Raw genomic sequence first — 25,526 nt, forward strand, 5'->3', positions numbered from 1 at the left:
CGGGGCCCGGGGGTGACGGGGCGGATCAGCGCCAGACACCACGGAGGTACTGCTCGGGGTAGGGCAGCGCGCCGGCCGGGACCCCGAGTTCGTGGGCGGCGCGCAGCGGCCAGGACGGCTCCCGCAGCGCGGCGCGGGCCAGCAGCACGACGTCCGCCGATCCCCCGGCGACCACGGCCTCGGCCTGGCGCGGGTCGGTGATCAGGCCGACCGCCCCCACCGGCACCCCGGCGGAGCGCACCTCGCGGGCGAACGGCACCTGGTAACCGGGACCGACGGTGATCAGCTGCCGGGGGTCCAGTCCACCGGAGGACACGTCGACGAGATCGGCGCCGTCGGTGGCCAGCAGCCCCGCCAGCACGGTGGTATCGGCCGGCGTCCAGCCGCCGTCGACCCAGTCGGTCGCCGACAGCCGGACCAGCAGCGGCCGGTCGTCCGGCCATCGGCCGCGCACCGCCCGCACCACCTCGCGCAGGAACCGGACGCGGTGGTCGAAGGAGCCGCCGTATCCGTCGGTCCGCCGGTTGGACAGCGGCGACAGGAACTGGTGGGCGAGATAGCCGTGCCCGGCGTGGATCTCGACGACGTCGAAGCCGGCGTCCACCGCACGCCCGGCGGCCTCGCCGAACGCGCGCACGATGTCGGCGATCTCGTCCACGGTCAGCTCCCGGGGGACCGCGAGGTCGCCGAATGGGAGCGCGGACGGCGCCGCCGCGGTCCAGCCGCCCTCGGCGGCGGGCAGCGACCCGCTGCCCTCCCACGGCACCCGCGCCGACGACTTCCGCCCGGCGTGGCCGAGCTGGACGCCGATCAGCGTGCCCTGCCCGTGGGCGAAGCCGACCACCCGCCGCCAGCCGGCCACCTGCGCGTCGGTGTACAGGCCGGTGTCACGCCGGCTGCCGCGGCCCGCCGCGGTGACCGCGGTGGCCTCGGTGAGCAGCAGCCCGAAGCCGCCGACAGCGCGGGCCCCGAGGTGCACCAGGTGCCAGTCGGTGGGGACGCCGTCGTCGGCGCTGTACTGGCACATCGCCGACAGCCACACCCGGTTCGGCACGGTCAGCCCGCGCAGGGTGATCGGCGAGAACAACACGCTCACGACAGCCCCAGGAAGCCGCGGCCGTTGGCGGCCAGGGTGGCCGCGTCCGGGCCGTGGCTGACGGCGAAGCCGACCGGGTCGGCCTCGGCCATGTCGAAGGGGTAGTCGCTGCCGCACACCACCCGGTCCGGCGAGGCGAGCGTGGTCAGCAACGCGAGGGTGTCCGGGTCATGGGTGACGGTGTCGAAGTACAGCGACGTGAAGGTCTCGGCGGGCGGCTTGACCGAGTGCGCCCGGACGTCGGCGCGGGAGCGCCAGCCGTGACCCCAGCGGCCCACCAGGGCCGGGGCACAGCCGCCGCCGTGGACGAAGCAGATCCGCAGGTCCGGCAGCGCCTCGACGACCCCGCCGAGGGTCGCCGCGGCCACCGCGGTCGCGGTCTCGGTCGGGTTGCCGATCAGGTTGGCCAGATAGTGGCTCCCCCACTCCGGGCGCGGCAGTTGCATCGGGTGCACCAGCACCGACAGCCCGAGAGCCGCAGCGGTGTCGACGATCCCGCGGAGCACTCCGACGTCCAGCGAGGTGCCGGCGAGCAGCGGCGGGATGGCCACCCCGGCGATGCCCTCGACCGACGCCAGTGCGGTGAGTTCGGCCCGGGCCACGTCGGCGTCGTGCAGCGAGACCAGGCCCAGCCCGACCAGGGCACCCGCGGAGCGGGCGACGAAGGCGGCCAGCGCCTCGTTGTAGGCGCGGACGTAGTCGGGGTCGGGGCCGTCGACCGGGAAGGCGAACGGTGGCGCCGACAGCGCCCGGACCCCGACGCCGGAGGCCGCCATGTCGGCCAGCACGGCGTCCTCGTCGCTCATCGCCGAGGTGGCGATGGACAGCGGCAGGGTCCCCAGGTACAGCTCACCGTCGCGGTCGTGCAGACCGCCGAGCGGGGAGCCGGCGGGCAGGCCGAACAGGGCGGCCGGCAGCCAGTGGGCGTGCACGTCCACCACCCCGGGCCGCAGCTCGCCGGTGATCACGACAGGTCCAGCGGCGGGTTGGCGCTGTCCAGGTGCTCGACGGTGGTGAAGACGAGCTCGGTGTCGCCGATGTTCTCGATGTCGTGCAGCAGGAACTCGCCGGACCGGAAGGCGTAGAAGCGGGTCTCGCCGGCGTCGTAGGCGACCTCCCGGGTGGTGCCGTCGGACGTGTGCTGACGGCTCCGGCCGGCGTTGACCGCCGTCCAGAAGTAGTCCAGGACGTGGCGGTGCACGTGCCAGCGCTCGCCCGGAACGAGCCGGATCTCCCAGACCCGGGCCCGTGGCGTCTCACTCAGCAGCCGGGAGCCGACGTGGCCGTCGTGCGAACGGGCCTCGAACTCGGCGCGCAGCGCGTCGGTCCAGCCGTCGAAGCCGGTGCCGGTGAGGGTGCCGGCCAGTGGGGCGTCGGGAAGTGCAGTGGTCATGGGGTTCTCCTGTCGGGGGTGCAGCGGGGATGGGTCAGCGGCCCGGGCCGTAGAGCCCGAAGCGCAGGTCCGGATCGCCGGGCGTCCAGGTGTTGGTGAACTGCGAGCGGGCCCCCATCGCCACCACCCGCTCGACGAGAGCGGCACCGAGGGCCAGCTGGGCCGGCTCCCACTTCCGCAGCGCGGTGCGGATGTCGCCGTCGGCGGACTCCAGGGCGGCGCTGAGCGCCCAGGCGTCGGCGGCGGCCTTGGCGGTGCCGGCGGCGGCGTGCGGACGGGCCGCTGCGGCGGCGTCACCCAGCAGCGCGACCCGGCCGGACGCCATCTTCGCCGAGCGGACGTCGTTGACCACCTGCACGTAAGGCGTCGCCGTGGACAGCACCACCTCCGCCGCGGCGGGCGCCAGGGTGTCGCGGGCGGCGGCACGCAGTTCGTCGATGTAGCGGTCCTGCACCTGGCCCGGGTGCAGGCTCACCGCCCCGGCGAAACCTCGCTTGTCGATGAGCATCTCGGACAGCTCCGGGCCGGCGGGGGCGTTGCGGTACCAGACGTAGTTCATCAGCCGGTCGCCGGCGCCGGTCCCGGATTCCCCCGGGATCGGGTACAGCGTGATGTGCGAGTGCGGCACCACGTTGTAGGTGATGGCGTCACCGAGGAGCTCCACGGTGTGGGGCGTGAGCTCGCGCAGCGGGACGGTGCCGCGCCACCCGAGGTACCCGGAGTAGGTCATCTGCGACTCCGGGTCGAGCCGCTGCCGGCCGATGGAGGTGATGCCGTCGGCGAAGACGAGCAGGTCGGCGGTGGCCTCGAGGCCACTGACGAAACGGACCGTGACCGCGTCGGAATCCTGGTCGAAGCCGCAGGCGAACTCGCCGAGATGGTAGTGCTCGTCCCCGAAGTCGGCCAGCAGCGCCCGGTAGAACGTGCCCCACGAGGTGTAGGTCCAGGTCTTGCGCTCACGGTCGACGATCCGGTCGTCCCCCTCGATGTACTGCACCCAGTCGGTCCTGGTGCTCAGCGTCTCGGGGTGCTGCGAGCTGCGCTCGACGAACCAGCGGACGGTGTCGGGCTGCAGCACGATGCCACTGCCGCGGCCGTCCAGCGCGGACGGGGTGCGTTCGTAGACGTCGACGGCAAACCCCAGGTCGCGCAACAGGAGTGCGGTGGTGAGACCACCGATGGAGCCGCCGATGACGATCGCACGGGAGCCGGTGTAGCTGGTCATGACAGCCTCGCTTCTGCGGTGGTGGAGGGGTTCCCGGGCACGGTCGGCGTCGGCGGACCGGTGGGGGTGGACGGGTCGGAGGGCAGTGCGGCGCCGCGGGTCTCCTTCGCGAAGGCCAGCCCGACGAGGGCGATCAGGCCGACGGCGGCGACCCAGGTGGTGGCCACCCCCAGGTCGCCGTCGAACCAGGACACCGCGATGACACCGGCGACGAGCGGCCCGAGGGCGGTGATGTAGCGGCCGACGCTGTTGGCCAGCGCCATCCCGGTGGCGCGGACGCTGGGCGGGAACAGCTCGGGGCCGTAGACGAAGGTGCCCGACAGCGCACCGAACAGCCCGAAGCCGACGACCGGCATGGCGACCAGGAACTCGGTGTAGCTGCGGTCGAACGGGAACAGGTAGATCACGCTCGCCGCGGAGACCGCGAAGCTGACGGCGAACGTCCGGCGGCGGCCGATGGCGTCGGCCAGGAAGCCCCAGGACGCGTAGCCGAGCACTCCGCCGGCGTTGAACAGCAGCGACGCCATGGCGACCCGGTGGTTGGCCGCGTCCGGGGTGAGCGAGGCGGCCAGCGCGGCCTGCCGGAGGATCTGCGGGTACCAGGTCGAGACGCTCCAGAACGCGATCAGCGAACCGGTGGCCAGCGCGGTGCAGATCAGCGTGCTGCGCAGGAACGGCGGGGTCAGCAGCCGGCGGAGCACGAACCGGTCCTCCGGGGCGCGCTCACCGCGTTGCCGGCGGACCTGGCGGGCGGTGATGGCGGTGCGGATCTCCGGCGGTTCGGGGACGTAGCGGCGGATGAACCAGACGAGCACGGCGGGGACGACGGCGAGAGCGAGCATCAGCCGCCAGCCGTGGGTGCCGAGCAGGCCGTAGGCCAACGAGGCGAGGAAGAAGCCGGCGGCGTAGCCGGACATCATCACGCCGCAGGCGCGGGCCCGGAAGCGGTTGCGCCAGACCTCGGCGATGAGGGCGGCGCCGACGGGCGCCTCGACCCCTGAGCCGAGACCGGCGATGAAGCGCAGAACACCCAGCTGCCACCAGTTCTCGGCGAACGCGGCGGCGGCGGTGAACACCGCGTAGGTGATGATGCCGACCGACAGCACCCGCACCCGGCCGAAGTAGTCGGCCAGGATGCCGAACAGGATGCCGCCGGTGGCCCAGCCGGCCAGGAACAACGCCACGGTCAGCCCGCCGTACAGGCCGATGCTCGAGGGCTGGACGGCGATGTCGCTGTGGGGCAGCAGCTCGGTCATCGCCGGCCCCAGGACGAGGGCGTAGAGGCTGCCGGCGAAACCGTCCAGCGCCCAGCCCATCGTGGTGCCGAGCAGCACCAGCCACTGCATCTTCGTGATCTCGGAACGCCAGCCGGGAGCGGCCGGTGGTGCGGGTTCGTGCGACATGCGCGAGCTCCTTCCGGGCGGGCGCGCGGGCGCCCGTCGACGGTGACGGGTGTGGGGGCGGTGCCGTGCGGGGCGTGCGGGCGGCGGATCGCCGCGGGGCGGCGGCCGAGCCGGGATCAGTTGAGGCGGCCGGGGTCCGCCGAGCCGTACCAGTCGACGTCGTCCTCGGCGATGCGGACGACGACGGTCTTGATCCAGGTGAAGTCGTCGAAGGACTCGGTGCCGGCGTCGCGGCCGGTGCCGGACTCCTTGACCCCGCCCCAGGGCAGCGACGGCTCCAGCCGGTGGTGGTCGTTGACCCAGACCATGCCGGCGACGATGCGCTCGGCGACGCGGTGTCCGCGGGCGAGGTCGTCGGTCCACACGCCGGCGCCGAGCCCGAAGCGGTTGTCGTTGGCCATCGCGACGGCCTCGTCCTCGGTGTCGAACGGCACGACGACGGCCACCGGGCCGAAGATCTCCTGCTGGGCGACGCGGTCACCGTTGGCGACGTCGGCGAGCACGGTCGGCTGCAGGTAGAACCCCTCGTCCAGCGGTGCGGGCAGCTCCGGCACGCCGCCACCGGTGACGAGGGTGGCGCCGTCGGCCAGGCCGGCCGCGATCAGCGCCGCGACCTTGTCACGCTGCACCGCGCTGATCAACGGGCCGAGCTGGGTGCGGGGGTCGGCCGGGTCGCCGATCCGGATGGCCGCCGCCCGGGCCGCGAGTGCGGTGACGAAGGCGGGATAGACGCTGCGCTGCACCAGGAACCGGGATCCGGCGACGCAGGACTGGCCGGCGGCGACGAAGGCGGCGAACGCCGCCCCCTCGGCGGCGCTCACCGGGTCCACGTCGTCGAACACCAGGATCGGGGTCTTGCCGCCGAGTTCGGCGGTGACCCGTGCGAAGCGGCTCGCGGTGGCCACGGCGGCGGCGCGACCGGCCTCGGTGCCGCCGGTCAGGGTGATCTTGGCGATGTCGGGATGGCCGGTGAGGGCCTGCCCGGCCTCGCGGCCACCGGTGACGACCTGCACCACACCGGCGGGCAGTCCTGCGGCGTAGAGCATCTCGACCAGGGCGAGGGTGGTCAGCGGGGTCAGCTCCGACGGCTTGACCACCACGGTGTTGCCGGTCGCCAGGGCCGCGGACAGGCTGCGGGCCAGGATCAGCAGCGGGTGGTTGAACGGGGTGATGATGCCGCAGACGCCGAGCGGGCGGCGCCGCTGGTAGGTCAGGTACGGGCCGTCGCTGGGCAGCACCGCGTCGCGCTGGGCGGCGAGCAGTCCGGCGTTGTAGCGGAACCACTCCGGCACCCGGGACAGCTGCGCCCGGGTCTCGGTGATCGGCCGGCCGTTGTTGGCGGTCTCCAGCTCGTACAGGGCGGCCGAACCCGCCTCGACCGCGTCGGCGCAGCGCAGCAGCAGCCGGGCCCGCTCGGTGCGGGTCAGCGCCGGCCACGCACCGGTGGTGAACGCGGCGTGGGCGGCGGCGACGGCACGGTCGACGTCGGCGGCACCCTGCTCGGGCACGGTGCGCAGCACCGCTCCGGTGGCCGGGTTGCGGATCTCGCGCACCGGCGCGACCGGCGCCGGCGGCGTGGCGGTGGGCGGCAGGGCCGGGGCGGCGATGGTGTCCGTCATGGGGCGTCCTCTCGGGCGGGGCAGCCGCAGCGGTGCGGCCACCCACCCTCCGGAGGGACGGCGTGTGCCCTCCGGTGGGCGGGTGCCGGACCGGGCGGCGGGCGGACCGCCGGGCTGACAACGACGACTGTGCCGTGGCTGCGCCCGCCCCACCATGTCCCGGTGACCACTGATCGCGGCGCGGTGTGTGCGGTGGGACATGGGCGGATCTGTCAAGCTGGTGGCATGACCGAGGCGCCGTCCGACGAGCTCCGCCGCTGGCTCAGCGCGGTGGAGACCCTCAGCGCCGCGGTGACCAGCGGCCGGGACCTCACCGACGTCCTCGACCTGGTCGCGGCGACGGCTCGGGACCTGCTCGGCTTCGACTTCTGCGCGGTCCTCATCCCCGACGAGCCGGCCCGGACGCTGGTCATCACCGGCTGGAGCGGGCTGAGCGTGGCCTACGTCGAACGGGTCAACGCCGACCGGCCGGTCCGGCTGGACGCCGCCGACCCGGTGCTCGCCCCGTCGAGCCGCGCTTTCCGGTCCGGCGCCCCGGTGACCATCGACGACATCGCCGACGAACCGGACTTCCCGTGGAGCGGCGTCGCCCGTGAGCAGGGCTACCGCTCGATGGTGTCGGTGCCGCTGCGCTCCGGCCCCGCGGTCGTCGGCACCCTGAACGGCTACTACGTCACCGCGCACCGCTTCTCCGACCAGGAGCTGGAGCGGCTGGCCCTGCTGGCCAACCACGCCGCGATCGCCCTCGCCTCGGCGACGTTGCTGACCCGGTTGAGCCGGCTCAACGCGTCGCTGCGGGACCAACGCGACCTGCTGCACCGGTCGGAGGAGATCCATGAGCAGCTGCTGGTGGTCTCGGTCCGCGGCGGCGGTGTGCCGGGGCTCGCCCGGTCGCTGTCCGGCCTGGTGGAGCGGGCGGTGCTCATCGAGGATGCGCGCGGCGACATCCTCGCGTCGGCGGGCGATCCCGCCGCCCTGCCCGGTGACGCCGACCGGGCCGGGGGCGACGCCGACCGGGCCGGGGGCGACGCCGACGCGCCGCACACCGCCTGGGACGTCCGGCCGGTCGAGCTGGACGGCGAGACCGTGGCCCGGCTGTGGTGGCCGCGGGAGCCACCGCTGTCGGCGCTGGACCGGCGGGCGGTGGACCATGCCGCGGTGGTGGTGTCGCTGGAGCTCGCCCGGCTGCGGACCGGCCAGGAGGCGGAGTACCGGTTGCGCGGTGAACTGCTCGCCGATCTGCTGGCCGGCGTCCCGGTCGACGAGGTGCGGGAGCGGGCGACCCGGCTCGGACACGATCTCGACCGGCCGCACGTCGCCGTGGTCGGGCGGGTCACCGGCACGGCCGGTTCCGGGACGGCGCTGCAGCGGGCGCTGCGGGCGGTGAGCGCGCTGGCCGCCACCGAAAAGCCGCGTCCGCTGGTCGCGGTGCACCGCGGCGATCTCGTCGTGCTCTGGCCGGCGCCGGACGACGAACGACCCGGTGCCCCCGACGGCGGCCCCGCGGCCGCGATCCGCCGCACGATGGCCGCCGCCGCCCCGGGGGCGACCACGACGGTGGCGGTCGCCGGCTCACCGACACCCCGCGACCACACCCGGGCCTACCGGACGGCGCGGGGATCGCTGGACCTCGCGGTCCGGGCCGGGCGGACCGGCACCGTCCTGACGCTGGACGACCTCGGGGTCACCGGGCTGCTGCTGCAGCTGGACGATCCGGCCCAGCTGCTGGCCTTCGCCGACCGCACCCTGGGCCCGGTCCGCCGGCACGACGCCGAGCGCGGCACCCAGTTGCTGCGGACCCTGCGTACCCACCTGGACAGCGGGCTGCACCGGGCCGAGACGGCCCGCCGGGCCCACGTGCACGTCAACACCGTCGCCCAGCGGCTGCACCGCATCGAGACGCTGACCGGTCTCGACCTGACCGCACCCGCCACGCTGGTCGAGATCGGCGCGGCGATGACCCTGCTCGAGGTCGCCGGCGTCGGCGGCTGATCGCGCGGCGGCCGGACCGGCCCTCAGCCGGCCCTCCCGGCCGGCCGCCTCAACCGGCGGCCTCAGCCGGCCGCCTCAACCGGCCCTCTCGGCCGGCCGCCTCAGCCGGCGGCGGCCCGTCGGCGCAGCGGCCCCCGACGCCGGCGGACCGGGGTGCCGCCGGCGGTCCGTGCGTCGCGGGACCGCAGCCACCACAGCAGCGGACCGGCCAGCACCCAGGTGGCCACGACGACGCCCACCGGCATCACCAGCCCGTTGACCGCCGACCGGCCGGCCACCCGGGCCAGCGTCGGGTCGTCGGCGGCGTACTCGACCACGAATTCCTGACCGACCCGCAACCCCCCGGGATAGAGCACGCCGTCCGGCGGGCGCTGCGAGACACCGGTGTCGTCGACGAACTCGATGCCGGTGCTCAGCGCCGACACGGTGAGCACGGTGGCGGTGGTCCGGACGGGCGCCGCGTCGATGACCATGTCGTTGCGCCACATCCCGATCGCCAGCAGCAGCATCATCCCGGTGACGATCCAGGCCAGCACCCCGACGATCAGCGAGGCACGGCGCCACGGCGACCGCCGCGACCAGGTGTTGCGGTGCGGCCGCGGCGGCAGACCGTCCCCGGGACGGTCGGGGGTCAGGGGCCCCGGAGCGCCGGCGACGGACCCGGCCGTCGGGTCGGTGCCGCCGGGGCGCGCCGGATCAGAAGCCGTGATCGTCGTGCGGGTCGGACCACGTGGGGCCGCCCGGGAACCCGGCCGGTCCGCCGAGGTCGTGAGCGGACGGATCGTGGGCGGGGAACGCATCGGCGGAGGGCAGCAGATGCGCTCCCCCGTCGTGCGGGTCGTGGTCGACCATCCCGCCGGAGCCGTCGTCGGAGGCGTCGTCCGCGTCGGAACCGCCGGCCGCATCGTCGCCGTCGGTCCCGTCGCCGGCCGGGTCCCCGGCCGCCGCGGCGCCGTCGTCGGCCGGCCACGTCGCGTCGTCCGCCGGGACCAGACCCGGGTTCACCGGTGCCGTGTCGGGGTCCATCGCGTTGGCCAGCAACCGCATCCACACCGTGTCCGGCAGTTCCGGGACGGCCAGCGCGTCCAGCCCGCCGGTGGTCGATCCGTTCATCTCTGACCCCTCGTCCCTGGTCGCCATGTCCGTTCCTCGCCTACCTTCGCCTCGGGCCGCTTTGCTATCTTCGGCGCACCCACCCGCACCATCTCACGACATCGTGTGTACGCGGACCTCCCGGCCCGGCCGCTCCCGCAGCCGTCCGGTGGTCCGCCGGAAGAGGAAGCGTGCTGCCAGACGTCACCGAGAGCGCCCTGGTGGCCCGCGCCCGGGCGGGCGACGGGCAGGCGTTCGCCGAGCTGGTGGGCCGGCACCGGACCCACATCTGGGCCGTGTGTGTGCGGATCACCCATCACGGGTCCGACGCCGAGGACGCTCTGCAGGAGGCGCTGACCGCCGCCTGGCAGCACCTGGACAAGTTCCGCGGGGACGCGAAGTTCTCCACCTGGCTGCACCGGATCGCCGCCAACGCCGCCCTGTCGGTCGTGCGCCGACGGCGGGACGTCCTCGTGGACGAATTCGAGCTGGAGGACCCCACCACCGACCGGTACCGCGAGTTCGACGAGCGCGACCGGGTGCAGACCGCGCTGCGGCAGGTGCCGCCGGACTTCCGGGCCGCCCTGGTGCTGCGGGAGTACGGCGGTCTGTCCTACGACGAGATCGCCGTCCACCAGGGCATCCCGGTGGCCACGGTCAAGACCCGGCTGAACCGGGCCCGCAAGGCGCTCACCGAGGCACTGGCCGTACCCGGCTGACGCCGGCCGCACGGTCGGAGACGGCCCGTCGGTTTCCGGCGACCCGGCCACCGGTCGGCGGTGCACCCCGGTCCGGCGCGTCACCACGGTCCCCGTCCGGCGGTCGCCGGTTCCTGCCGGCGGGCCAGTAGCAGGTAGGACCGTGCGACGACCCGGGCCGCCTCGGCCTCGGCGGGTGAGGTGGCGAACCCGACCCGGGCCTGCGCCCGGGCACCGGCGTCCCGGGCCGCGGCGACCAGCTGCTGCGGGGCGGTGCCCGGCGGGGCACCGAGCATCTCCGTGTCGGAGCCGGCGTCGACCAGATGCGTGAGTTCGGCGCGCAGCGGCGATCCGGGCGCGGCCCGCATCAGCAGGCCGAGGGCCCGCAGCTGCCGGATGGGATGCAGCTCAGGGCTCTGCCGGGCCGCCTCCACGATGGCCTGCACGATGCCGCGGCCGGGTCCGGTCGCCGCGCGTTCCAACCGGATCAACGCGCGGTCGGCCTTGAGGGCGTGCGCCCTCCGCAGGAACTGACGGTGGATCAGTTCCTCGACGGCGCGGATCCCCGAGACGTCCTCCAGCCAGCCGATGAGTTCGCCCGCGCCTCGACCGGCCCTGGACCGGCCGGCGACCACGCCGTGCGGGCCGAGCAGCGCGAGCAACGCGTCGAAGCCGGCCTGGTCGACCCCGGGGGGCAGGGTGCCCTGACCCGCGAGCTGCAGCAGCACCGGGTCGACGGCGGCCAGCGCGGCGAGGCGGCGGGCGTCGTCCTCGCGGAGCCGTCCGGTGCGCGCGGTCTGGGCGAGCAGACCGGCGACCGGGACGACGGCGCCGAGCTCGGCGGACCGTTCACCGGCCAGCCGGCGGGCCTGCGCTGCGGCGACGGCGAACGGGTCGGTGCCGCCCCACGGGTCGCCGCCCGCCAGGTCGGCGTGTGACAGCAGCCCGGCGACGGTGGTCGCGGACGGCCCGAGCGTGCCGAAGGAGTCCTGCAGGTCGCGGAGGAAGTCGACCTCGTGGCGGCGCTCGGCGTCGCGGAACAGGTACAGCACCGCGTCGGCCTGCGAAGTGGCCCGGACCGAGGCCGCGGCGGGGCCGTCGGCGGGATCCGGTGCGGGCGGCGCGTCCGGGGCGCCGGTGCGGGGGTCGGTGTCCACGCCGCCGAGCAGCGCCCGGCGGGTGCTCTCCTCGTGGCCGGTGTTCGTGGTCGCCAGGCCCGGGGTGTCGATGAGGGTCAGGTGGCGCAGCGTCCCCGACTGCAGGTGCACCTCGAGGTGATCGATCTCCCGGACCGGCATCCCGAGCTCCTCGGGCAGCCGTCCGGTGAACGCCAACGGGATCCGGGCGCCGTCCCGTCGGACGATCTCGGCCCGGTCCGGCGAGCCGTAGCGGTACCAGGTGACCACGCGGGTGCACTCCCCCGCGCGGGTCGGCGCGACCATCCGGCCGACGAGGGCGTTGACCAAGGTGGACTTGCCGGCCTTGACCCGCCCGGCCACGGCCAGCCGCAGCGGCTCGCCGAGTCCGGCGAGGACGTCGTGACCGGTGCGGTGCAGACCGGGGTCCAGATCGGGCCGGGTGCTGCGGAGGATCTCGTGGCAGACCCGGCGGACCGCGTCGAGCAGCGGTGCGGGGGTGGTGGGGACGGTCACGCCGCTCTCCTCTCCGGGGTCGGGTCGATGGGGCTCATGGGTGCTGTAGAGGTGGTCGTCGCCGGGACTGGTGGCTACGGCGCTCAGACGGCGCCGCGCAGGTCGATGCTCTCGGGCGACTGGAACAGTGCGCCCGCCATCCAGGCCTGCTCGGACTGGGCGCCGACACCGTCGGGGTCGTTGAAGTAGACCAGCATCGAGTACGGCACCGACTTGTACGCGACGGCCCGCTCGGTGACCGGGCTGGTGGTGCCGTCGTCGTTGGGGACGTCGACGCGCTGGGTCCACTCCAGGGCCGACCCGGTGTCGCCGTCGCCCTCGAGCCGGAAGTCGACCGGCTCCCCGCCGTTGGTGGTGAACTGGCCCTTCGCGGTGTCCGCCGCGTCCCACCGGGACAGGAAGATCGTCGTCTGGGCCAGTTCCTCGACGTGGCACTCGTAGACCTCCAGCTCGCCGACGTACTTCTCCTTCTCGTACGGAGTGCAGCTGCGGGTCCAGCCGTCGGCGGCCGGGAAGATCCACTCCAGAGCCGCCTGCCCCTCCAGCGCGGGGCACAGGTCGGCGCTCGGGGCGGTGCTGGCGTCCCAGCAGTTGACCGGCTTGTCGGTCGGGCAGGTGTCGTCGGCGGGGACGGTGGTGCCGTTCGGGCAGCGCTGCACCGGCCCGGCGGACGTGGTGGTCGAGACCACCGGGGAACCGGTGGTGCCCGCCGCGGTGTTGCTGACCGTGGTCACGTCCGCGGTGGTCCCACCGACGGTGGTCGTGCCGGTCGACAGCACGCGGGGATCGTCGCCGCCGCGTCGGGTCACCAGGACCACGACGACGGCCAGGACCGCCACCAGCGCCGCCGCGATCGCCGGGACCAGCCAGCGTGGCCGCCGGGATCCGGCCGCGTCCGGAGCGGCCGACGGCACCGACTGCGGTACCGGTGCGGTCGGCCCCGGTGCGGTCGGTCCCGGTGGAGTCGGTCCCGCCGTGGGTGGGGGCGGACCGGCGACCGGCCGCACCGGGGCGGCGAACGGCCCGGTGGCGGCGCCGGTCACCGCGGGGGGCGGCGGTCCGGGCTGCGGGGAGCGGGCGGCGACCGGGGCCAGCAGGGCCCCCTGGGCGACCACCAGCTTGGGATCGTCGAAGGTGGCGGGCGGGCGGCCGAGCAGCTCGGTGAGCTTGCGGTGCACCGACCGCAGGTGCGACGACCCGCCGGTCAGGTACAGCGCGTGCAGATCGGCCGGGGTCTGTCCGGACGCCACCAGCGTGCGCCGGGTCAACGCGACGGCCTCGTCGATGTCGGCCTCCACCAGCCGGTCGAACTCGGCGCTGGTGATGGTCACGACCGCCTGCCGGGTGCCGACCGCCACCGGGATCCGGGCGCTCTCGTACTCGCTGAGCTCGTGCTTGGCGTGCCGGACCTGCTCCTTGAGGGTGATCAGGGCGCCCAGGTTCTCGGGTGCGGCGAGGGCGTCGGCCATCTCGCCGTTCCCACCGGCGCGCAACTGCTCCAGCGTCCAGGTCAGCAACCGGACGTCGAGCAGCTCACCGCCCAGCGGGTCCACGCCGTCGGCGGCCAGCACGGTGAAGTCCCCCAGCCGCCCGGGCTCGGCCCGCAGCACCGCGACGTCGCAGGTCCCACCGCCGAAGTCGAAGACGGCGACGCACCGCCCGGGCGGGACCGGCTGGGTCGCGGCGTACCAGGTGGCGGCGGCGACCGGCTCGGTGACGAGCACGACGGTGGCCGGGTCGAAGCCGGCCTCCGCGGCCGCGCGCACCAGCAGGCCACGGCGGCCCTGGGCCCACTGCTGCGGGCAGGTCAGCACCAGCTGCCGGGGCGGCGCACCACCGGCCATCCAGCGCGCCTTCTGCGCGACGTGGGCCAGGACGGCCGCGATCAGCCGGGTGACCGGCCACTCGTGCGGACCGAGGAGGATCTCGCCCTCGCCGATCCGCCGCTTGGGGGTCGGTTCGAAGCGCTGCGGGTCCAGCCGGGCGGCCCGGACCGCGGCGCCGCCGACGGTGATCCCGGTGTCCAGTGCGAGCACCGCGGACGGCACCTGCTCGGCCTGGTCGGACAACCGGACGGGCTGCACCGGCCCGGAGCCCAGGCGGTAGGCGGCAGCGGTGTTCGACGTGCCGAAGTCGACGGCGAGCGTCCACGGTGGGTGCGGCGCGGTCACGGCGTCGTCCCCGGCATCCAGACCACGACCTCGGCGGGCCGCAGGATCCCGGCGGCCGACATCCAGCCGGCCCGCACCTCACGCGCGACGCGGCGGTCGAGGTCCGGCCGCGGAGCGGCCTCGGTGGCCACCGCGAGGTGGAAGGCCGGGTCGAACACGTCGCCCTCGGCGACGGCGACCCGGTCGACACCCGCCGCGCGCAGGGTGCGTTCCAGCTGGACCTGCACCGCCACTCCCCCCTCACTGCCGTCGGGTCCGGACGCCATGGCCAGGTCGTGGGCCGCGATGAGCCCGGCGACCAGCTCGTCCACGGACGCCGAGGGAGCGGGCAGCGCGGGGCCGCCCATGGGGCCGCTCACGCCGACCACGCCGGGCCCAGCGGGCCGCGTCCGGTCGGGATCACCGTTCGGGGTTCGGTCGTCATGGTCGTTCTCCTGCCGCGCGCGTACCGGGAGGGCCGGTCGTCGGGTCATGGGATGCCGCAGCCGCCCCGGATGTTCCCGCACCCGCCGGAATCTGCCGGGGTGGCCTGGTCAGCACCGCCGCCAGCGCCCGGTCCACCTCCTGGCGCTGCGCCTCGACGACGGCCAGGTGCCGGTCGACGGCGGCCGTCCGCTGCTCGCGTTCCCGGCGGTCCGCGGTCGCGGCGGCCTCGGCCTCCCTCAGCGACGAGCGCACCGCCGCCGTGGCGGCGGCCAGGAACTCCCGGAACCCGACGACGATCTCGGGACGGAAGTCGCGGATCACGTTGTCGGTGGTGGTGACCACCTCGGCCTGCACCGCCTGCACGGATTCGGCCAACCAGGTCTGCAGCTGGGTCCGGCCCCCCTTGACCACCCGGTAGGTGACGTTGACGGCCAGCCAGCCGCCGGCCAGCGGCAGGATGAGGGGGCTGAGCAGGGACGCCCCGGCCGCCGCGCCGAACATGCCCTTGGCCATGCTGACCCCGAAGAACGCGGTGGTGACCAGCGAGGGATCGAGTCGGCTGACGCCGCTGGGACGCAGCGGCCGCGGTGCGGGCTGCAGGCGCCCGAGCTCCGGTGAGACCGCCCGGAACACCGTGTCGGCGGCGGCGACGTCGGCGAAGAGCTGGTGGACCATGGCGTACAGCGCCCGGTAGAAGGCCGCGGCGACCCGGCCGGCGGCCGCCTCGAGCTCGGCCGAGATCTCCGCCATCAGCTGGCGCCGACCACCGGCCAGCATGGCCCGGCGGTCCGTGGCGATGAGCGCGGTCCAGCGGTCGCGGACGGCGCCGAACTCGCGCTGGGCCATCGCGATGGCCTGCGCGCGCACGGTGCCCATGTCGCGGTCGAGGTCGAGGTTCCACCGGCTCTGCTGGTCGGCCAGGTGTTCCAGGCGGGCCCTCTCCGCCCGCAGGTCGCCGAGCAGCTCCGCGGAGCCGGCGGCGGCCCGGCGCCGGAGCTCCAGCTGGGCGGTCACCTGGTCCAGTCCGGTACGGACCGTCCGCAGCGCGTTCGCCGCCGCGGTCCGGTCGGCGTCACCGGCCCGGGCGGACAGCAGTGCACCGAGCTCCGGGATACCGGACGCGGCGAGCAGCGCCTCCGCGGTCGCCGGCTCCCCGACCCTGGCCGCGGTCGCGGCCAACGTGCTGGAGACCACCACGATGTCCACCTCCGCGAACCGCGGGGCGTGCGCGCGCAGCAGCCGGCGGTTCTCCGCGGCGACCTCCCGCCACCCGGCCGGGTACAGGTCCTTCTTCGTCATGACCAGGACCACACCGTCGACGTGGGCCGACAGCCCCGCCAGGTAGCCCAGCTCACCGGCGGTCAACGGCTGGCCGCAGTCGCTGACGAACACCAGCAGCGACGCCCAGTCCGCGGAGTCGCGGGCGATGTCGGCGTGCGCGCCGCGCAGCCCACCGAGCCCCGGGGTGTCGACCAGCTCGAGTCCCGGTGCCCACCGGGCGTCGACGCCGACCTCCACCCCGCGGACCAGTGGTTCGTCGCCGCGCGGCTCGGTGTGGGTGCCGCCGACCGCGGCCCACGCCGCGATCTCCGCGGTCGGGATCGTCTCGGACCCACCGGCCAGGACCACCCGGGCGGTGCCGGCCGGGAGCTCCTCCTGCGGCGGGGTGAACCGCAGGAAGCAGTCGGTCGCGACGTCCACGCCCACCGGGGACAGGCCCGGCGTGCCGAGGAGTGCGTTCACCAGTGAACTCTTGCCGCGCTTGACCTCACCGACCACGACGACCACGGGGGCGGCCTGCCGGCCGGGTTGCAGCCGCTGCAACGCGAACCGGGCGAGATCGGGGAGGCCGCGCTCCTTGAGCAGCTTCGTCGCCCCGAACAGCGCGGTCCGGGTGGGCTGGTCCAGCCGGATGCCGGTCACGGCCGGGCGTCCGGGACGGCCGGCGGGCGGGAGCAGACGGAGACGCCGAGCGGGCTCCGCCGGTGTGCGTCCATCGCGGTCATCCTAGTTCGGGCCGGTCCGGCGGGGCCGGTGGCGGTGCTGGTGCGTGGGGGTGACCGGCCGGGCCGGGCGGGTGTCGCAGCGGGTTCCGGACACCCCGGAGGTGTCGATCGTCGCACCGGGGCCACCCGTCCGGCGCACTACGCTGGGGCATCGTGTCCGCCTCACCGCTGTCTCCGCCGTCGGCCCCCCGCCGGGTCGCGCCGGACCGTCCGGTGGTGGCGAGCCGCTTCCTGGACACCCTGCCGTCCGATCCGCTCGCGGCGCTGCCGGAGCCGACCGGGACCATGTCGTTCGTGTCCGGCGGTGACGGTCTGGTCGGCTGGGGCGAGTACGCCCGGATCGGCGTCAGCGGCCCGGACGCCGCCGACCGCATCGCGCAGTGGTGGGCCGGCCTGTGTGACGGCTTCGAGGTCGACGACGCGGTGGGCCTGTCCGGTTCCGGGCCGGTGGTGTTCGTGTCGTTGGCCTTCTCCCCCGGTGACGAGTCGGTCGCCGTGGTGCCGCGCACCGTCGTGGGCAGCCGCGACGGCCGCCGCTTCTGCACCACCGTCGGCGGCACCGAGGCGCTGCTGACCCCGTCGACCCCGGTGCGGGCGCCGGGCCGGATCAGCTACCACGACGGCAGCCAGCCGGTCACCGAGTTCGTCGCCGCGGTGGGCGCCGCGGTCGGGCGGATCCGTGCCGGCGGGCTGCGCAAGGTGGTGCTCGCGCACGACCTGATCGCCTGCACCGAGTTCCCGCTGGACGAGCGGCACCTGCTGACCCGGCTGGCCGCGGCCTACCCGACGTGCTGGACGTTCGCCGTGGACGGGCTGATCGGGGCGTCGCCGGAGATGCTGCTCCGCCGCCACGGGCGCAAGGTCAGCTCGCGGGTGCTGGCCGGCACCGCGTGGCCCGAGCACGCCGGCGAGCACACCGCCGGCACCGTCGCCACCCACCTGCTCGGCTCCGGGAAGGACCTCGCCGAGCACTCCTACGCCGTCGATTCGGTGGCCGAGGTGTTGCGGCAGGTGGCGCCGGACGTGCGGGTGCCGCGCGCTCCGCGGGCGTTGCCGCTGGCCAACCTGACCCACCTCGTCACCGACATCACCGCACGGCTGCCGTCGGAGCGGCGGCGCACCCCCGCGTCCCCGTCGAGCGCGCTGGCCCTCGCCGCCCGCCTGCACCCGACGGCCGCGGTCGGCGGCACCCCCCGCAGCGCCGCCCTGGAGCTCATCCACACGCTGGAACCCGGCAGCCGGGGCCGCTACGCCGCCCCCGTGGGCTGGCTCGACGCCCACGGTGACGGCGAGTTCGCGATCGCCCTGCGGTGCGCGCAGATCCAGGGCGACCAGGTCCGGCTGATCGCCGGCTGCGGCATCGTGGCCGACTCCGATCCGCAGACCGAGGCCCGCGAGGCGCAGGTCAAGATGATCCCCGTCCGGGACGCCCTGGAGGGCTGACCCCCGTGGGCGCCCCGGCCGCGACCGGCGGTCAGGCGCCGACGACGTCCCCGGTGAGCGGGACGTCCAGCAGCTCGGTGAGACCCGGGATGGCCTCGTCGAGGTCGGCACGGGTCATGGTCCGCTCCTTCTCGAACTCACCGTCGGCGTCGGCGTCCTGCGCGAGGGTGTAGGTGCCGTCGCCGTTGTCCCAGATCGCGATGTTCGGCGTGGCGTCACCGTCGGTGTCGACGAGCACCACGTCGGGGTCCGCGTCGGCGTCCAGATCGATGACCTGCTGCCAGGTCCCGTCCGGGTAGCTCCACTGCAGCAGGTCCGCGTCGCCGTCGTCGTCGGTGTCGTAGGCCACCGGCCCGGTCGCGTCGCCGCCGTCCAGCGGGTTGTCGACCGGCTCGGCGGGGGCGTCCGGGGTGGGCTCCGCGCCCGGCCCGGACGGCGCCATGGTGCCGTCCACCCGGGTGTCGAGCAGCTCGGGGACGCCGGGCAGCGCCGCGTCCAGCTCGGCGCGGGTGAGGGTGGTGGTCTCCTCGTCCCAGGCCCCGTCGTCGTTCGAGTCGGCGTACACCGTGTACGTCCCGTCGCCGTTGTCGACGATGCCGACGTTGCCCACGTCGTCGGCGTCGGTGTCGAGAACGAGGACGTCGGCGTTGCCGTCGCCGTCCAGGTCGCGCAGTTCCTGCCAGGTGCCGTCACCGAACGACCACGCGACGGTGTCGACGACGCCGTTCCCGTCGGTGTCGAGCGGAACGGCCGTGTCGCCGTTCTGGGCGACCGGTTCGGCCGGTTCGGTGGGTTCGGTCGGTTCGGTCGGCCCGGTGGGCTGTCCGGCGCCGAGGTCGAGGTCGAGCAGGTCGGTCACCCCGGGCAGGGCGGCGTCCAGATCGGCGCGCCCGACCGTGGTCTCGTCCTCGAAGACGCTGTCACCGTCGGCATCGCGCAGCACCGTGTACGTGCCGTCGCCGTTCTCCATGATCTGCACGTCGGCGAGGCCGTCGCCGTCGGTGTCGATCAGCAGCACGTCGGCCTGGGCGTCACCGTCGAGATCCACCACGGTCTGCCAGGTGCCGTCCCCGAACTGCCACTCCACGGCGTCGACGACCCCGTCGCCGTCCACGTCGTGCTCGACGACGAGGTCGTCACCGGCGGGTGCGTCGACCGGGTCGCCGGACCCGCCGAGAGCGGTGTCGAACAGCTCGGTGACACCGGGCAGGGCGGCGTCGAGCTCGGCGCGGGTGAACGTCCCCTCGGCCTCGTACACGCCGTCGCCGTCGGCGTCCTGGGCCGCGGTGTAGGTGCCGTCGCCGTTGTCGTGGATCTGCACGTCCGCGGCACCGTCACCGTCGGTGTCGATCAGCAGCACGTCGGCGGCGCCGTCGGCGTCGAGGTCCACCAGCTGCTGCCAGGTGCCGTCGCCGAACACCCACTCGACGACGTCGTCGCGGCCGTCGCCGTCGGTGTCGTAGCTCCACGGCTCCGCGCCACCACCGGTGGTGCTCGACCCGCCGTCATGGGTGCCGTCGGTGGGGTCGGAGGCGACCGTGGTGTCGCTGCCGCAGGTGTCGTACTCGGTCATCGCGCGTCCTCGGGAATCGGGGTGCCGTCGGCACCGGGGCGGTGAACGACCGGGGCGGCGACTCGCGCCGTCCGGGTCCTCTCACACGTCAGAGGCGCCGGGACGGCCGAATGTTCCCGTCGGGGCGTGGTCAGCGCAGCGCGGTGGTCACGGCGGCCTTCACGGTCGCCAGCAGGTCCCGCAGCGCGTGCCGGTCGGTGCGCACCTCGACCACCCGGATCCCGGCGGGCGCGGCCAACGCGGCGGTCAGCTCCGCGCGGGTGCCGACCAGGGTGTGCCGGTGACCGGCCCCCCGGACCAGGGCGGCGAGGTCGGCGCCGTGGGGGGTGCCGAAGACCCGCTCGAAGGCGTCGCCGTGCTGCGGCAGCCCGGACTCGAGGATGCCGAAGATGCCGCCCCCGTCGTTGTTGGACACCACGATGGTCAGGTCGGGTCGCGGCTCGTGCGGGCCGACGACCAGGCCCGTCAGATCGTGCAGGAAGGTCAGGTCCCCCAGGTAGGCGACCGTCGGGCCGGGGTGCGCCAGGGCCGCACCGATGGCCGTGCTGACCGTGCCGTCGATACCGGCGGCGCCGCGGTTGGCCAGCAGCCGCACGCCGTCGCGGGGGGCGGGGGCCACGCTCAGGTCACGCACCGGCTGTGAGGAACCGACGACGAGCAGGGTGCCGTCGGCGAGGTCCCCGACCAGCGACCGGGCCAGGGCGGGCGAGGCGGCCAGCGGCTGCGCGTCGACCACCGCGGACACCGCCGCGGCCGCCGCGGTGTCCGCGTCCCGCCACAGCGCCGACCAGTCGTGCGGCTCGGCGTCCGGACCGGCGTCCAGGATCGGCGCCACCCGGCGGACGTTGCCGTTGGCGCCGCGCCAGCCCGTCGCCGGGCCGACCACGTCGACGTGCACTGCCGGATCGGACAGCAGCGCGCTGACCGGGCGGCTCAGCGTGGGCCGGCCGAGCACGATGACCCGGTCGGGGCGGTTGACCTTGCCGAACTCGGGCTGGCCCAGCAGGTGCCCGCCGGCGGCGAGGACGCCGGCGCCGGCGGCGCCACCGGCCTCGGAGACCACCAGATGCCCGGCGGCGGCGAGTCCGGCGGCGGCGGGATGCACCAGGTCGGCCACGACGAGCACCCGTTCGCCGGGGGCGGGCGCCGGGATCGCCGGCCCGGCGGGGGTGCCCGCGTCGACCGTCGTCCACGGTCCGCCACGGCCGTCGAGCGGTTCGGGCCAGCTGCCGTCGGTGGCCGCGGTCCCGGAGTCGGGCAGCAGCGGCTCGGCCAGGCACAGGTTCAGCTGCACCGGCCCGGGACGCACACCGGTCGCCGCGCCGAGCGCCCGGCAGACCATCGAACGCCAGCGCGCGTTCTGGCCGGCGACCGCGGTGGACGTCTCGAACTCGTGGAAGAAGCGCAGCGAGCCACCGAACAGCCGGACCTGGTCGATGGTCTGGTTCTCGCCGACATCACGCAGCCACGGCGGCCGGTCGGCGCTGAGGACCACGATCGGGACCCCGCTGAGGTCGGCCTCCACGACGGCCGGGTGCAGGTTGGCCACCGCGGTGCCCGACGTGGTGACGACCGGTACCGGGCGACCCGACGACCGGGCCAGGCCCAGCGCCAGGAACCCCGCGGTGCGCTCGTCGATGCGGACGTGCAGCCGCAGCCGGCCGTCCCGGTCGGCCCGGTGCAGAGCCATGGACAGGGGTGCGTTGCGCGAGCCGGGGCACAGCACGGCGTCCGTGACGCCGCCCGCGACGAGCTCGTCCACGACCACCTCGGCGATGGCCGTCGAAGGGTTCACCCCGTCATTCTGCGCCCGGCCGGTCGACGTCCGGGAACGGTCAGCGGGCCGGCGGCGACAGCCGCGCCGTCCAACGCTGCTCGACCCGGCCGAACCGCCAGTACCCCACGGCCAGCACCCAGGTCGCCACGAACAGTCCGACCAGCAGGTATCCCACGTTCTCGAGGTCGAGGCCGGCGATCGCGGTGGTCACCGGATCGGTGAGGCCGGCCTTGTCGTGCAGGATCGAGATCACCTCGATGCCACCGATCAGCAGGGCGGCGGCGACGGAGAGCCCGGTGGTGGCGAGGTTGTAGTAGATCGTGCGGACCGGCCGGATGAACGCCCACTGGTAGGCGGCCTGCATGAAGGCGCCGTCGAGGGTGTCGAACAGGCTCATCCCGGCGGCGAACAGCAGCGGCAGCACCAGGACGGCGTACCAGGGCAGCCCGGTCGCGGCGCCCGTGCCGGCCAGCACCAGCAGACTGATCTCGGTGGCGGTGTCGAAGCCCAGCCCGAACAGCAGACCGACGGGGTACATCTGGCCGGGGCGGCTGACCGAGCGCAGCAGCGGGGCCAGCAGCCGGGTGAAGAGACCGCGGGACTCCAGCGCCCGCTCCAGCCCGGCCTCGTCCATCCGGCCCGTCCGGGCGTGCCGCCACACTCGCCAGATGGCGACGAACGCGATCAGGTTGACCACCCCGAGCAACAGCAGGAACAGCCCGGACACCGAGGTCCCGATCAGACCCAGGGTGTCGTGCGCCGTGGAGTTCTCGTCGACCAGGGTGCCCACGACCCCGGCTCCGGCGGCGACCAGGACGGCCATCACGAAGACGACGCTGGAGTGCCCGAGGGAGAAGAACAGCCCCACCGAGACGGGGCGTCGACCGTCGGTGACGAGCTTGCGGGTGGTGTTGTCGATCGCGGCGATGTGATCGGCGTCGAAGGCGTGCCGGACCCCCAGCAGGTAGGCGGTGACGGCCAGTCCGACGCCGAACACGGCACCGCCGATCTCGTGGCGGCCCGGCAGCACGACGGCCACGAGGACCACGATCGGCACCACGTGCAGCAGCGCGACGACCAGCATCGCGCCCCGGAAGCGGCGGCGGGAGTCGGCGTCGAAGAGGGCCCGGCGGGCGGGCGGGTCGGTCGCGGTCACCGGGCTCCTCGAAAAGGTCGGTCCGGGTCCGCCCCGGCACCGGGGAAGCGTAGAACACCGGCCCAGACGCTCCGATGACCCGGTGTCGTCGGTGAGGCGAGGGTCGGTGACGCGAGGTGGCGTGGACGCCGGGGCCACGTCCGTGCCGCTGTGGACGGACCTGCGGGGTGGACGTTCGGGGTGGATGTGCGAGGCGTACGCGCCCGGTGACCGGGACGCAGGACCGCACGCGTGGCGCCGGACCGGCGCGTGGCGCAGCACGCCTGACCGGACGCCGCGCTCAGACCGGTCCGCGGGGCCGCCGGACCGGCGCGTGGCGCAGCACGCGGGTGCACCCGACCGGATGGGAGGATCGGGCGGTGGTCACCCCGCACGCTCCCGACGTCCACCTGACGCTGGCCCGCGCCGCGGTGGCGGCCGCGCCCGTCGACGACTGGGCGACCGTGTTCGCCGCCCTCGGCGACCCGAACCGGCTGCGCATCCTGCTGGCGGTCCATCACGCGCCGGGCATCAACGTCTCCGCGCTGGCCGCTGCCACCGGGATGACCGACAACGCGGCGTCCCACGCACTGAGCGCCCTGCGGCTGCGCGGCCTCGTACAGGTGCGGCGCAGCGGCCGGGAGCGGCAGTGGGAGCTCTGCGACGACGCCGTCCACGATCTGCTGCACCGCGTCGGTGCAACCCACTCCCCGCTGCACCCGGAGCACTGAGCCGCCGCCGGTCGAGCACGGTCCGCCCGACGGTTACTGCGCCGTCTGCCGATCCGGGCAGGAAACGTCCGCCGATCCGGGCAAAAAACGTCCGCCGGGCCCGGGCCCGGCCGGGCTCAGAGCAGCGCCGCCACCCGGGCGAGCCGTTCCCGCCACCAGCGTTCCCGGTCGGCGGTGGCGCGCACCCCGGCGAGCAGGTCCGGCTCGGGGGCGGACCCCGGCACCGGCAGGTGACCGTCCCGGACGACGAACCCGGCGGAGCCGACGTCTGCGGCCAGCAGACTGCCGGTACCCAGCCCGCAGGCCAGGTCCAGCACCGGCAGCGCGCCGGCCAGCGCCAGCCCGGCGGCCAGCCCCACCGACGAGTCGATCGCCGACGACACCACGACCCGCAGTCCGGTCACCGTCGCCACCTGCAGCGCGCGACGCACCCCGCCGAGCGGCGCGACCTTGATCACCGCGACGTCGGCCGCACCCGCCAGCGCCACCTTCTCCGGGTCCCCGGCCAGCCGTATCGACTCGTCGGCGGCGATCGGCACGCCGACCGCCCGCCGCACCGCGACCAGCTCGCCGACGGTGGCGCACGGTTGCTCCACGTACTCCAGCCCGCCGGCGGCCGCGTCCAGCGCCGGGATCGCGGCCAGCGCCTCGGCCACCGACCAGGCACCGTTGGCGTCCACCCGGATCGCCCCGCCGGGGCCGAGCGCGTCGCGCACCGCCGCCACCCGCGCCGCGTCGGCCGCCAGCACCTCGGCGAACACCCCGCGGTCGGCGACCTTGACCTTCGCGGTGCGGCAGCCGGACGCCGCCACCAGCCGGTGCGCGGTCGCCGGGTCCACGACCGGGACCGTCGTGTTGACCGGCACCCGGTCACGCAGCGGTGCCGGCCAACCCGTACCGGCGGCCTCCAGCGCGGACGCGAGCCACGGCACGCACCGGGCGTCGGCGTAGTCGTCGAACGGAGCGAACTCGCCCCACCCGGCCGGGCCGTGCAGCAGCACGCCCTCGCGGACGGTGACGCCGCGGAAGCGCATCCGCATCGGCAGCGCGAAGACCTGTGCGGTGGCCAGGATGTCCGCGCGCTCCGAGTGCTCCATGCCGCCCATCCTGCCGCCCCGGCCGGCCCGTGCCGCTGCGTAGGCTCCCCGCATGACGAACGGCAGTGTCAGCGAGACCTTCGATCCGACCGTGTGGCGGGAGGTGCAGGGTTTCGACCTCACCGACGTCACCTACCACCGGCACGTCGGCCCCGGACCGGACGGCGGCGTCGTGGACCTGCCGACGGTCCGGATCGCCTTCGACCGCCCCGAGGTCCGCAACGCGTTCCGCCCGCACACCGTGGACGAGCTGTACCGGACGCTCGACCACGCCCGGATGACCAGCGACGTCGGATGCGTCCTGCTCACCGGCAACGGGCCGTCCCCGAAGGACGGCGGGTGGGCGTTCTGCTCCGGCGGCGACCAACGGATCCGCGGTCGCAGCGGATACCAGTACGCGACGGGCAGCACCGCGGAGACCGTCGATCCCGCCCGCGCCGGCCGGCTGCACATCCTCGAGGTGCAGCGGCTGATCCGGTTCATGCCCAAGATCGTCATCGCCGTGGTGCCGGGCTGGGCCGCCGGCGGCGGGCACTCGCTGCACGTCGTCGCCGACCTCACGCTGGCGTCGGCCGAGCACGCCCGGTTCAAGCAGACCGACGCCGATGTCGGCTCCTTCGACGGCGGCTACGGATCGGCGTACCTGGCCAGGATGGTCGGCCAGAAGTTCGCCCGGGAGATCTTCTTTCTGGGCCGGGAGTACACCGCGGCCCAGATGCACGCGATGGGGGCGGTGAACGAGGTGGTGCCGCACGCCGAGCTGGAGCGCACCGCGCTGCAGTGGGCGGCCGAGATCAACGGCAAGTCCCCCACCGCCCAGCGGATGCTCAAGTACGCGTTCAACCTCACCGACGACGGCATGGTCGGCCAGCAGTTGTTCGCCGGCGAGGCGACCCGGCTGGCCTACGGCACCGACGAGGCCGTCGAGGGCCGTGACGCCTTCCTGGAGAAGCGCTCCCCCGACTTCAGGGGCTTCCCGTGGGCCTACTGAGGCCCG

At 74.9% G+C, this 25,526-nt stretch carries 21 protein-coding genes; 5 read left to right on the top strand and 16 right to left on the bottom strand.

Annotated features, from left to right (window positions below):
* Positions 1–25 precede the first annotated feature (25 nt).
* The 6 genes from DB033_RS10255 to DB033_RS10280 all read right to left on the bottom strand — a co-directional run bounded on the left by DB033_RS10255 (position 26) and on the right by DB033_RS10280 (position 6,736).
* Positions 26–1,096 carry an NADH:flavin oxidoreductase/NADH oxidase gene (locus DB033_RS10255; RefSeq protein ID WP_111766590.1) on the bottom strand — a complete coding sequence of 357 codons (1,071 nt, stop codon included), beginning with the start codon at positions 1,094–1,096 and terminating at the stop codon, positions 26–28.
* Positions 1,093–2,061: an amidohydrolase family protein gene (locus DB033_RS10260; protein ID WP_420814058.1), complete on the bottom strand. Its 969-nt coding sequence runs from the start codon at positions 2,059–2,061 to the stop codon at positions 1,093–1,095. Before DB033_RS10260 ends, DB033_RS10255 begins: the two co-directional genes overlap by 4 nt.
* Positions 2,061–2,489, bottom strand: a complete 429-nt coding sequence (locus DB033_RS10265) for a cupin domain-containing protein (RefSeq protein ID WP_111766592.1) — start codon at positions 2,487–2,489, stop codon at positions 2,061–2,063. The genes DB033_RS10260 and DB033_RS10265 overlap by 1 nt, the downstream gene beginning before the upstream one ends.
* A gap of 34 nt (positions 2,490–2,523) precedes the next feature.
* Positions 2,524–3,714 (bottom strand): FAD binding domain-containing protein, encoded by a 1,191-nt coding sequence (locus DB033_RS10270; RefSeq protein ID WP_111766593.1) that lies wholly within the window; start codon positions 3,712–3,714, stop codon positions 2,524–2,526.
* The gene (locus tag DB033_RS10275; protein WP_170315512.1) at positions 3,711–5,117 is read right to left on the bottom strand and encodes an MFS transporter; all 1,407 of its coding nucleotides are present in this window, start codon (positions 5,115–5,117) and stop codon (positions 3,711–3,713) included. Before DB033_RS10275 ends, DB033_RS10270 begins: the two co-directional genes overlap by 4 nt.
* A 116-nt stretch (positions 5,118–5,233) precedes the next feature.
* Positions 5,234–6,736, bottom strand: a complete 1,503-nt coding sequence (locus DB033_RS10280; protein ID WP_111766594.1) for an aldehyde dehydrogenase family protein — start codon at positions 6,734–6,736, stop codon at positions 5,234–5,236.
* Positions 6,737–6,961: 225 nt separating this feature from the next.
* Here DB033_RS10280 and DB033_RS10285 point away from each other — a divergent pair, with 225 nt between their 5' ends.
* Positions 6,962–8,728, top strand: coding sequence for a helix-turn-helix domain-containing protein (locus DB033_RS10285; protein WP_111766595.1), 1,767 nt, complete (start codon positions 6,962–6,964; stop codon positions 8,726–8,728).
* Between the two features lie 101 nt (positions 8,729–8,829).
* Here DB033_RS10285 and DB033_RS10290 read toward each other — a convergent pair whose 3' ends face one another.
* Together DB033_RS10290 and DB033_RS10295 are read right to left on the bottom strand one after the other, a co-directional pair.
* On the bottom strand, positions 8,830–9,264 hold the full coding sequence (locus DB033_RS10290; RefSeq protein ID WP_111766596.1) for a DUF3592 domain-containing protein: 435 nt from the start codon (positions 9,262–9,264) through the stop codon (positions 8,830–8,832).
* A gap of 160 nt (positions 9,265–9,424) precedes the next feature.
* Positions 9,425–9,868 (bottom strand): hypothetical protein, encoded by a 444-nt coding sequence (locus DB033_RS10295; RefSeq protein ID WP_157970617.1) that lies wholly within the window; start codon positions 9,866–9,868, stop codon positions 9,425–9,427.
* Between the two features lie 143 nt (positions 9,869–10,011).
* Here DB033_RS10295 and DB033_RS10300 point away from each other — a divergent pair, with 143 nt between their 5' ends.
* Positions 10,012–10,539 (top strand): RNA polymerase sigma factor, encoded by a 528-nt coding sequence (locus DB033_RS10300; protein ID WP_111766598.1) that lies wholly within the window; start codon positions 10,012–10,014, stop codon positions 10,537–10,539.
* A gap of 80 nt (positions 10,540–10,619) precedes the next feature.
* Here the strand turns inward: DB033_RS10300 and DB033_RS20930 are convergent, their stop codons facing one another.
* The 4 genes from DB033_RS20930 to DB033_RS20940 all read right to left on the bottom strand — a co-directional run bounded on the left by DB033_RS20930 (position 10,620) and on the right by DB033_RS20940 (position 16,690).
* Positions 10,620–12,170: a dynamin family protein gene (locus DB033_RS20930; protein WP_170315513.1), complete on the bottom strand. Its 1,551-nt coding sequence runs from the start codon at positions 12,168–12,170 to the stop codon at positions 10,620–10,622.
* An 83-nt stretch (positions 12,171–12,253) separates the two neighbouring features.
* Positions 12,254–14,341, bottom strand: coding sequence for an Hsp70 family protein (locus tag DB033_RS20935; RefSeq protein ID WP_111766600.1), 2,088 nt, complete (start codon positions 14,339–14,341; stop codon positions 12,254–12,256).
* Positions 14,338–14,700, bottom strand: coding sequence for a nucleotide exchange factor GrpE (locus DB033_RS10315; protein WP_157970618.1), 363 nt, complete (start codon positions 14,698–14,700; stop codon positions 14,338–14,340). The genes DB033_RS20935 and DB033_RS10315 overlap by 4 nt, the downstream gene beginning before the upstream one ends.
* A 61-nt stretch (positions 14,701–14,761) precedes the next feature.
* On the bottom strand, positions 14,762–16,690 hold the full coding sequence (locus tag DB033_RS20940) for a dynamin family protein (protein WP_111766602.1): 1,929 nt from the start codon (positions 16,688–16,690) through the stop codon (positions 14,762–14,764).
* 236 nt (positions 16,691–16,926) lie between these two features.
* Between DB033_RS20940 and DB033_RS10325 the strand changes: the two genes are divergently transcribed.
* Positions 16,927–18,216 (top strand): isochorismate synthase, encoded by a 1,290-nt coding sequence (locus tag DB033_RS10325; RefSeq protein ID WP_205843748.1) that lies wholly within the window; start codon positions 16,927–16,929, stop codon positions 18,214–18,216.
* Between the two features lie 31 nt (positions 18,217–18,247).
* On the opposite strand, the gene DB033_RS10330 is transcribed toward DB033_RS10325, so the two are convergent.
* The 3 genes from DB033_RS10330 to nicT form a co-directional block, all read right to left on the bottom strand.
* Positions 18,248–19,789 (bottom strand): hypothetical protein, encoded by a 1,542-nt coding sequence (locus tag DB033_RS10330; RefSeq protein ID WP_111766603.1) that lies wholly within the window; start codon positions 19,787–19,789, stop codon positions 18,248–18,250.
* A gap of 130 nt (positions 19,790–19,919) precedes the next feature.
* Positions 19,920–21,584 (bottom strand): 2-succinyl-5-enolpyruvyl-6-hydroxy-3-cyclohexene-1-carboxylic-acid synthase, encoded by a 1,665-nt coding sequence (gene menD, locus DB033_RS10335; protein WP_111766604.1) that lies wholly within the window; start codon positions 21,582–21,584, stop codon positions 19,920–19,922.
* Positions 21,585–21,624: 40 nt separating this feature from the next.
* Positions 21,625–22,722, bottom strand: a complete 1,098-nt coding sequence (gene nicT, locus DB033_RS10340; RefSeq protein WP_240615825.1) for a Nickel transporter NicT — start codon at positions 22,720–22,722, stop codon at positions 21,625–21,627.
* Positions 22,723–23,081: 359 nt separating this feature from the next.
* On the opposite strand from nicT, the gene DB033_RS10345 reads away from it, so the two are divergent.
* The gene (locus tag DB033_RS10345; RefSeq protein WP_170315514.1) at positions 23,082–23,432 is read left to right on the top strand and encodes an ArsR/SmtB family transcription factor; all 351 of its coding nucleotides are present in this window, start codon (positions 23,082–23,084) and stop codon (positions 23,430–23,432) included.
* A 116-nt stretch (positions 23,433–23,548) separates the two neighbouring features.
* Here DB033_RS10345 and DB033_RS10350 read toward each other — a convergent pair whose 3' ends face one another.
* Entirely contained in the window at positions 23,549–24,529 is a 981-nt protein-coding gene (locus tag DB033_RS10350; RefSeq protein ID WP_111766605.1) for an o-succinylbenzoate synthase, read from the bottom strand.
* A gap of 52 nt (positions 24,530–24,581) precedes the next feature.
* Between DB033_RS10350 and DB033_RS10355 the strand changes: the two genes are divergently transcribed.
* The gene (locus DB033_RS10355) at positions 24,582–25,520 is read left to right on the top strand and encodes a 1,4-dihydroxy-2-naphthoyl-CoA synthase (protein WP_111766606.1); all 939 of its coding nucleotides are present in this window, start codon (positions 24,582–24,584) and stop codon (positions 25,518–25,520) included.
* The last annotated feature ends 6 nt before the right edge of the window (positions 25,521–25,526 follow it).

Source organism: Nakamurella deserti, assembly GCF_003260015.1.
GTDB classification, from domain to species: domain Bacteria; phylum Actinomycetota; class Actinomycetes; order Mycobacteriales; family Nakamurellaceae; genus Nakamurella; species Nakamurella deserti.

What these genes read in the sequence shown, in the direction of transcription:
- DB033_RS10265 (WP_111766592.1), bottom strand. Translation starts at nt 2,489, where the DNA reads ATGACCACTGCACTTCCCGACGCCCCACTGGCCGGCACCCTCACCGGC.
- DB033_RS10330 (WP_111766603.1), bottom strand. Translation starts at nt 19,789, where the DNA reads ATGACCGAGTACGACACCTGCGGCAGCGACACCACGGTCGCCTCCGAC.
- DB033_RS10295 (WP_157970617.1), bottom strand. Translation starts at nt 9,868, where the DNA reads ATGGCGACCAGGGACGAGGGGTCAGAGATGAACGGATCGACCACCGGC.
- DB033_RS10355 (WP_111766606.1), top strand. Translation starts at nt 24,582, where the DNA reads ATGACGAACGGCAGTGTCAGCGAGACCTTCGATCCGACCGTGTGGCGG.
- DB033_RS10270 (WP_111766593.1), bottom strand. Translation starts at nt 3,714, where the DNA reads ATGACCAGCTACACCGGCTCCCGTGCGATCGTCATCGGCGGCTCCATC.
- DB033_RS10280 (WP_111766594.1), bottom strand. Translation starts at nt 6,736, where the DNA reads ATGACGGACACCATCGCCGCCCCGGCCCTGCCGCCCACCGCCACGCCG.
- DB033_RS10285 (WP_111766595.1), top strand. Translation starts at nt 6,962, where the DNA reads ATGACCGAGGCGCCGTCCGACGAGCTCCGCCGCTGGCTCAGCGCGGTG.
- DB033_RS10275 (WP_170315512.1), bottom strand. Translation starts at nt 5,117, where the DNA reads ATGTCGCACGAACCCGCACCACCGGCCGCTCCCGGCTGGCGTTCCGAG.
- DB033_RS10350 (WP_111766605.1), bottom strand. Translation starts at nt 24,529, where the DNA reads ATGGAGCACTCGGAGCGCGCGGACATCCTGGCCACCGCACAGGTCTTC.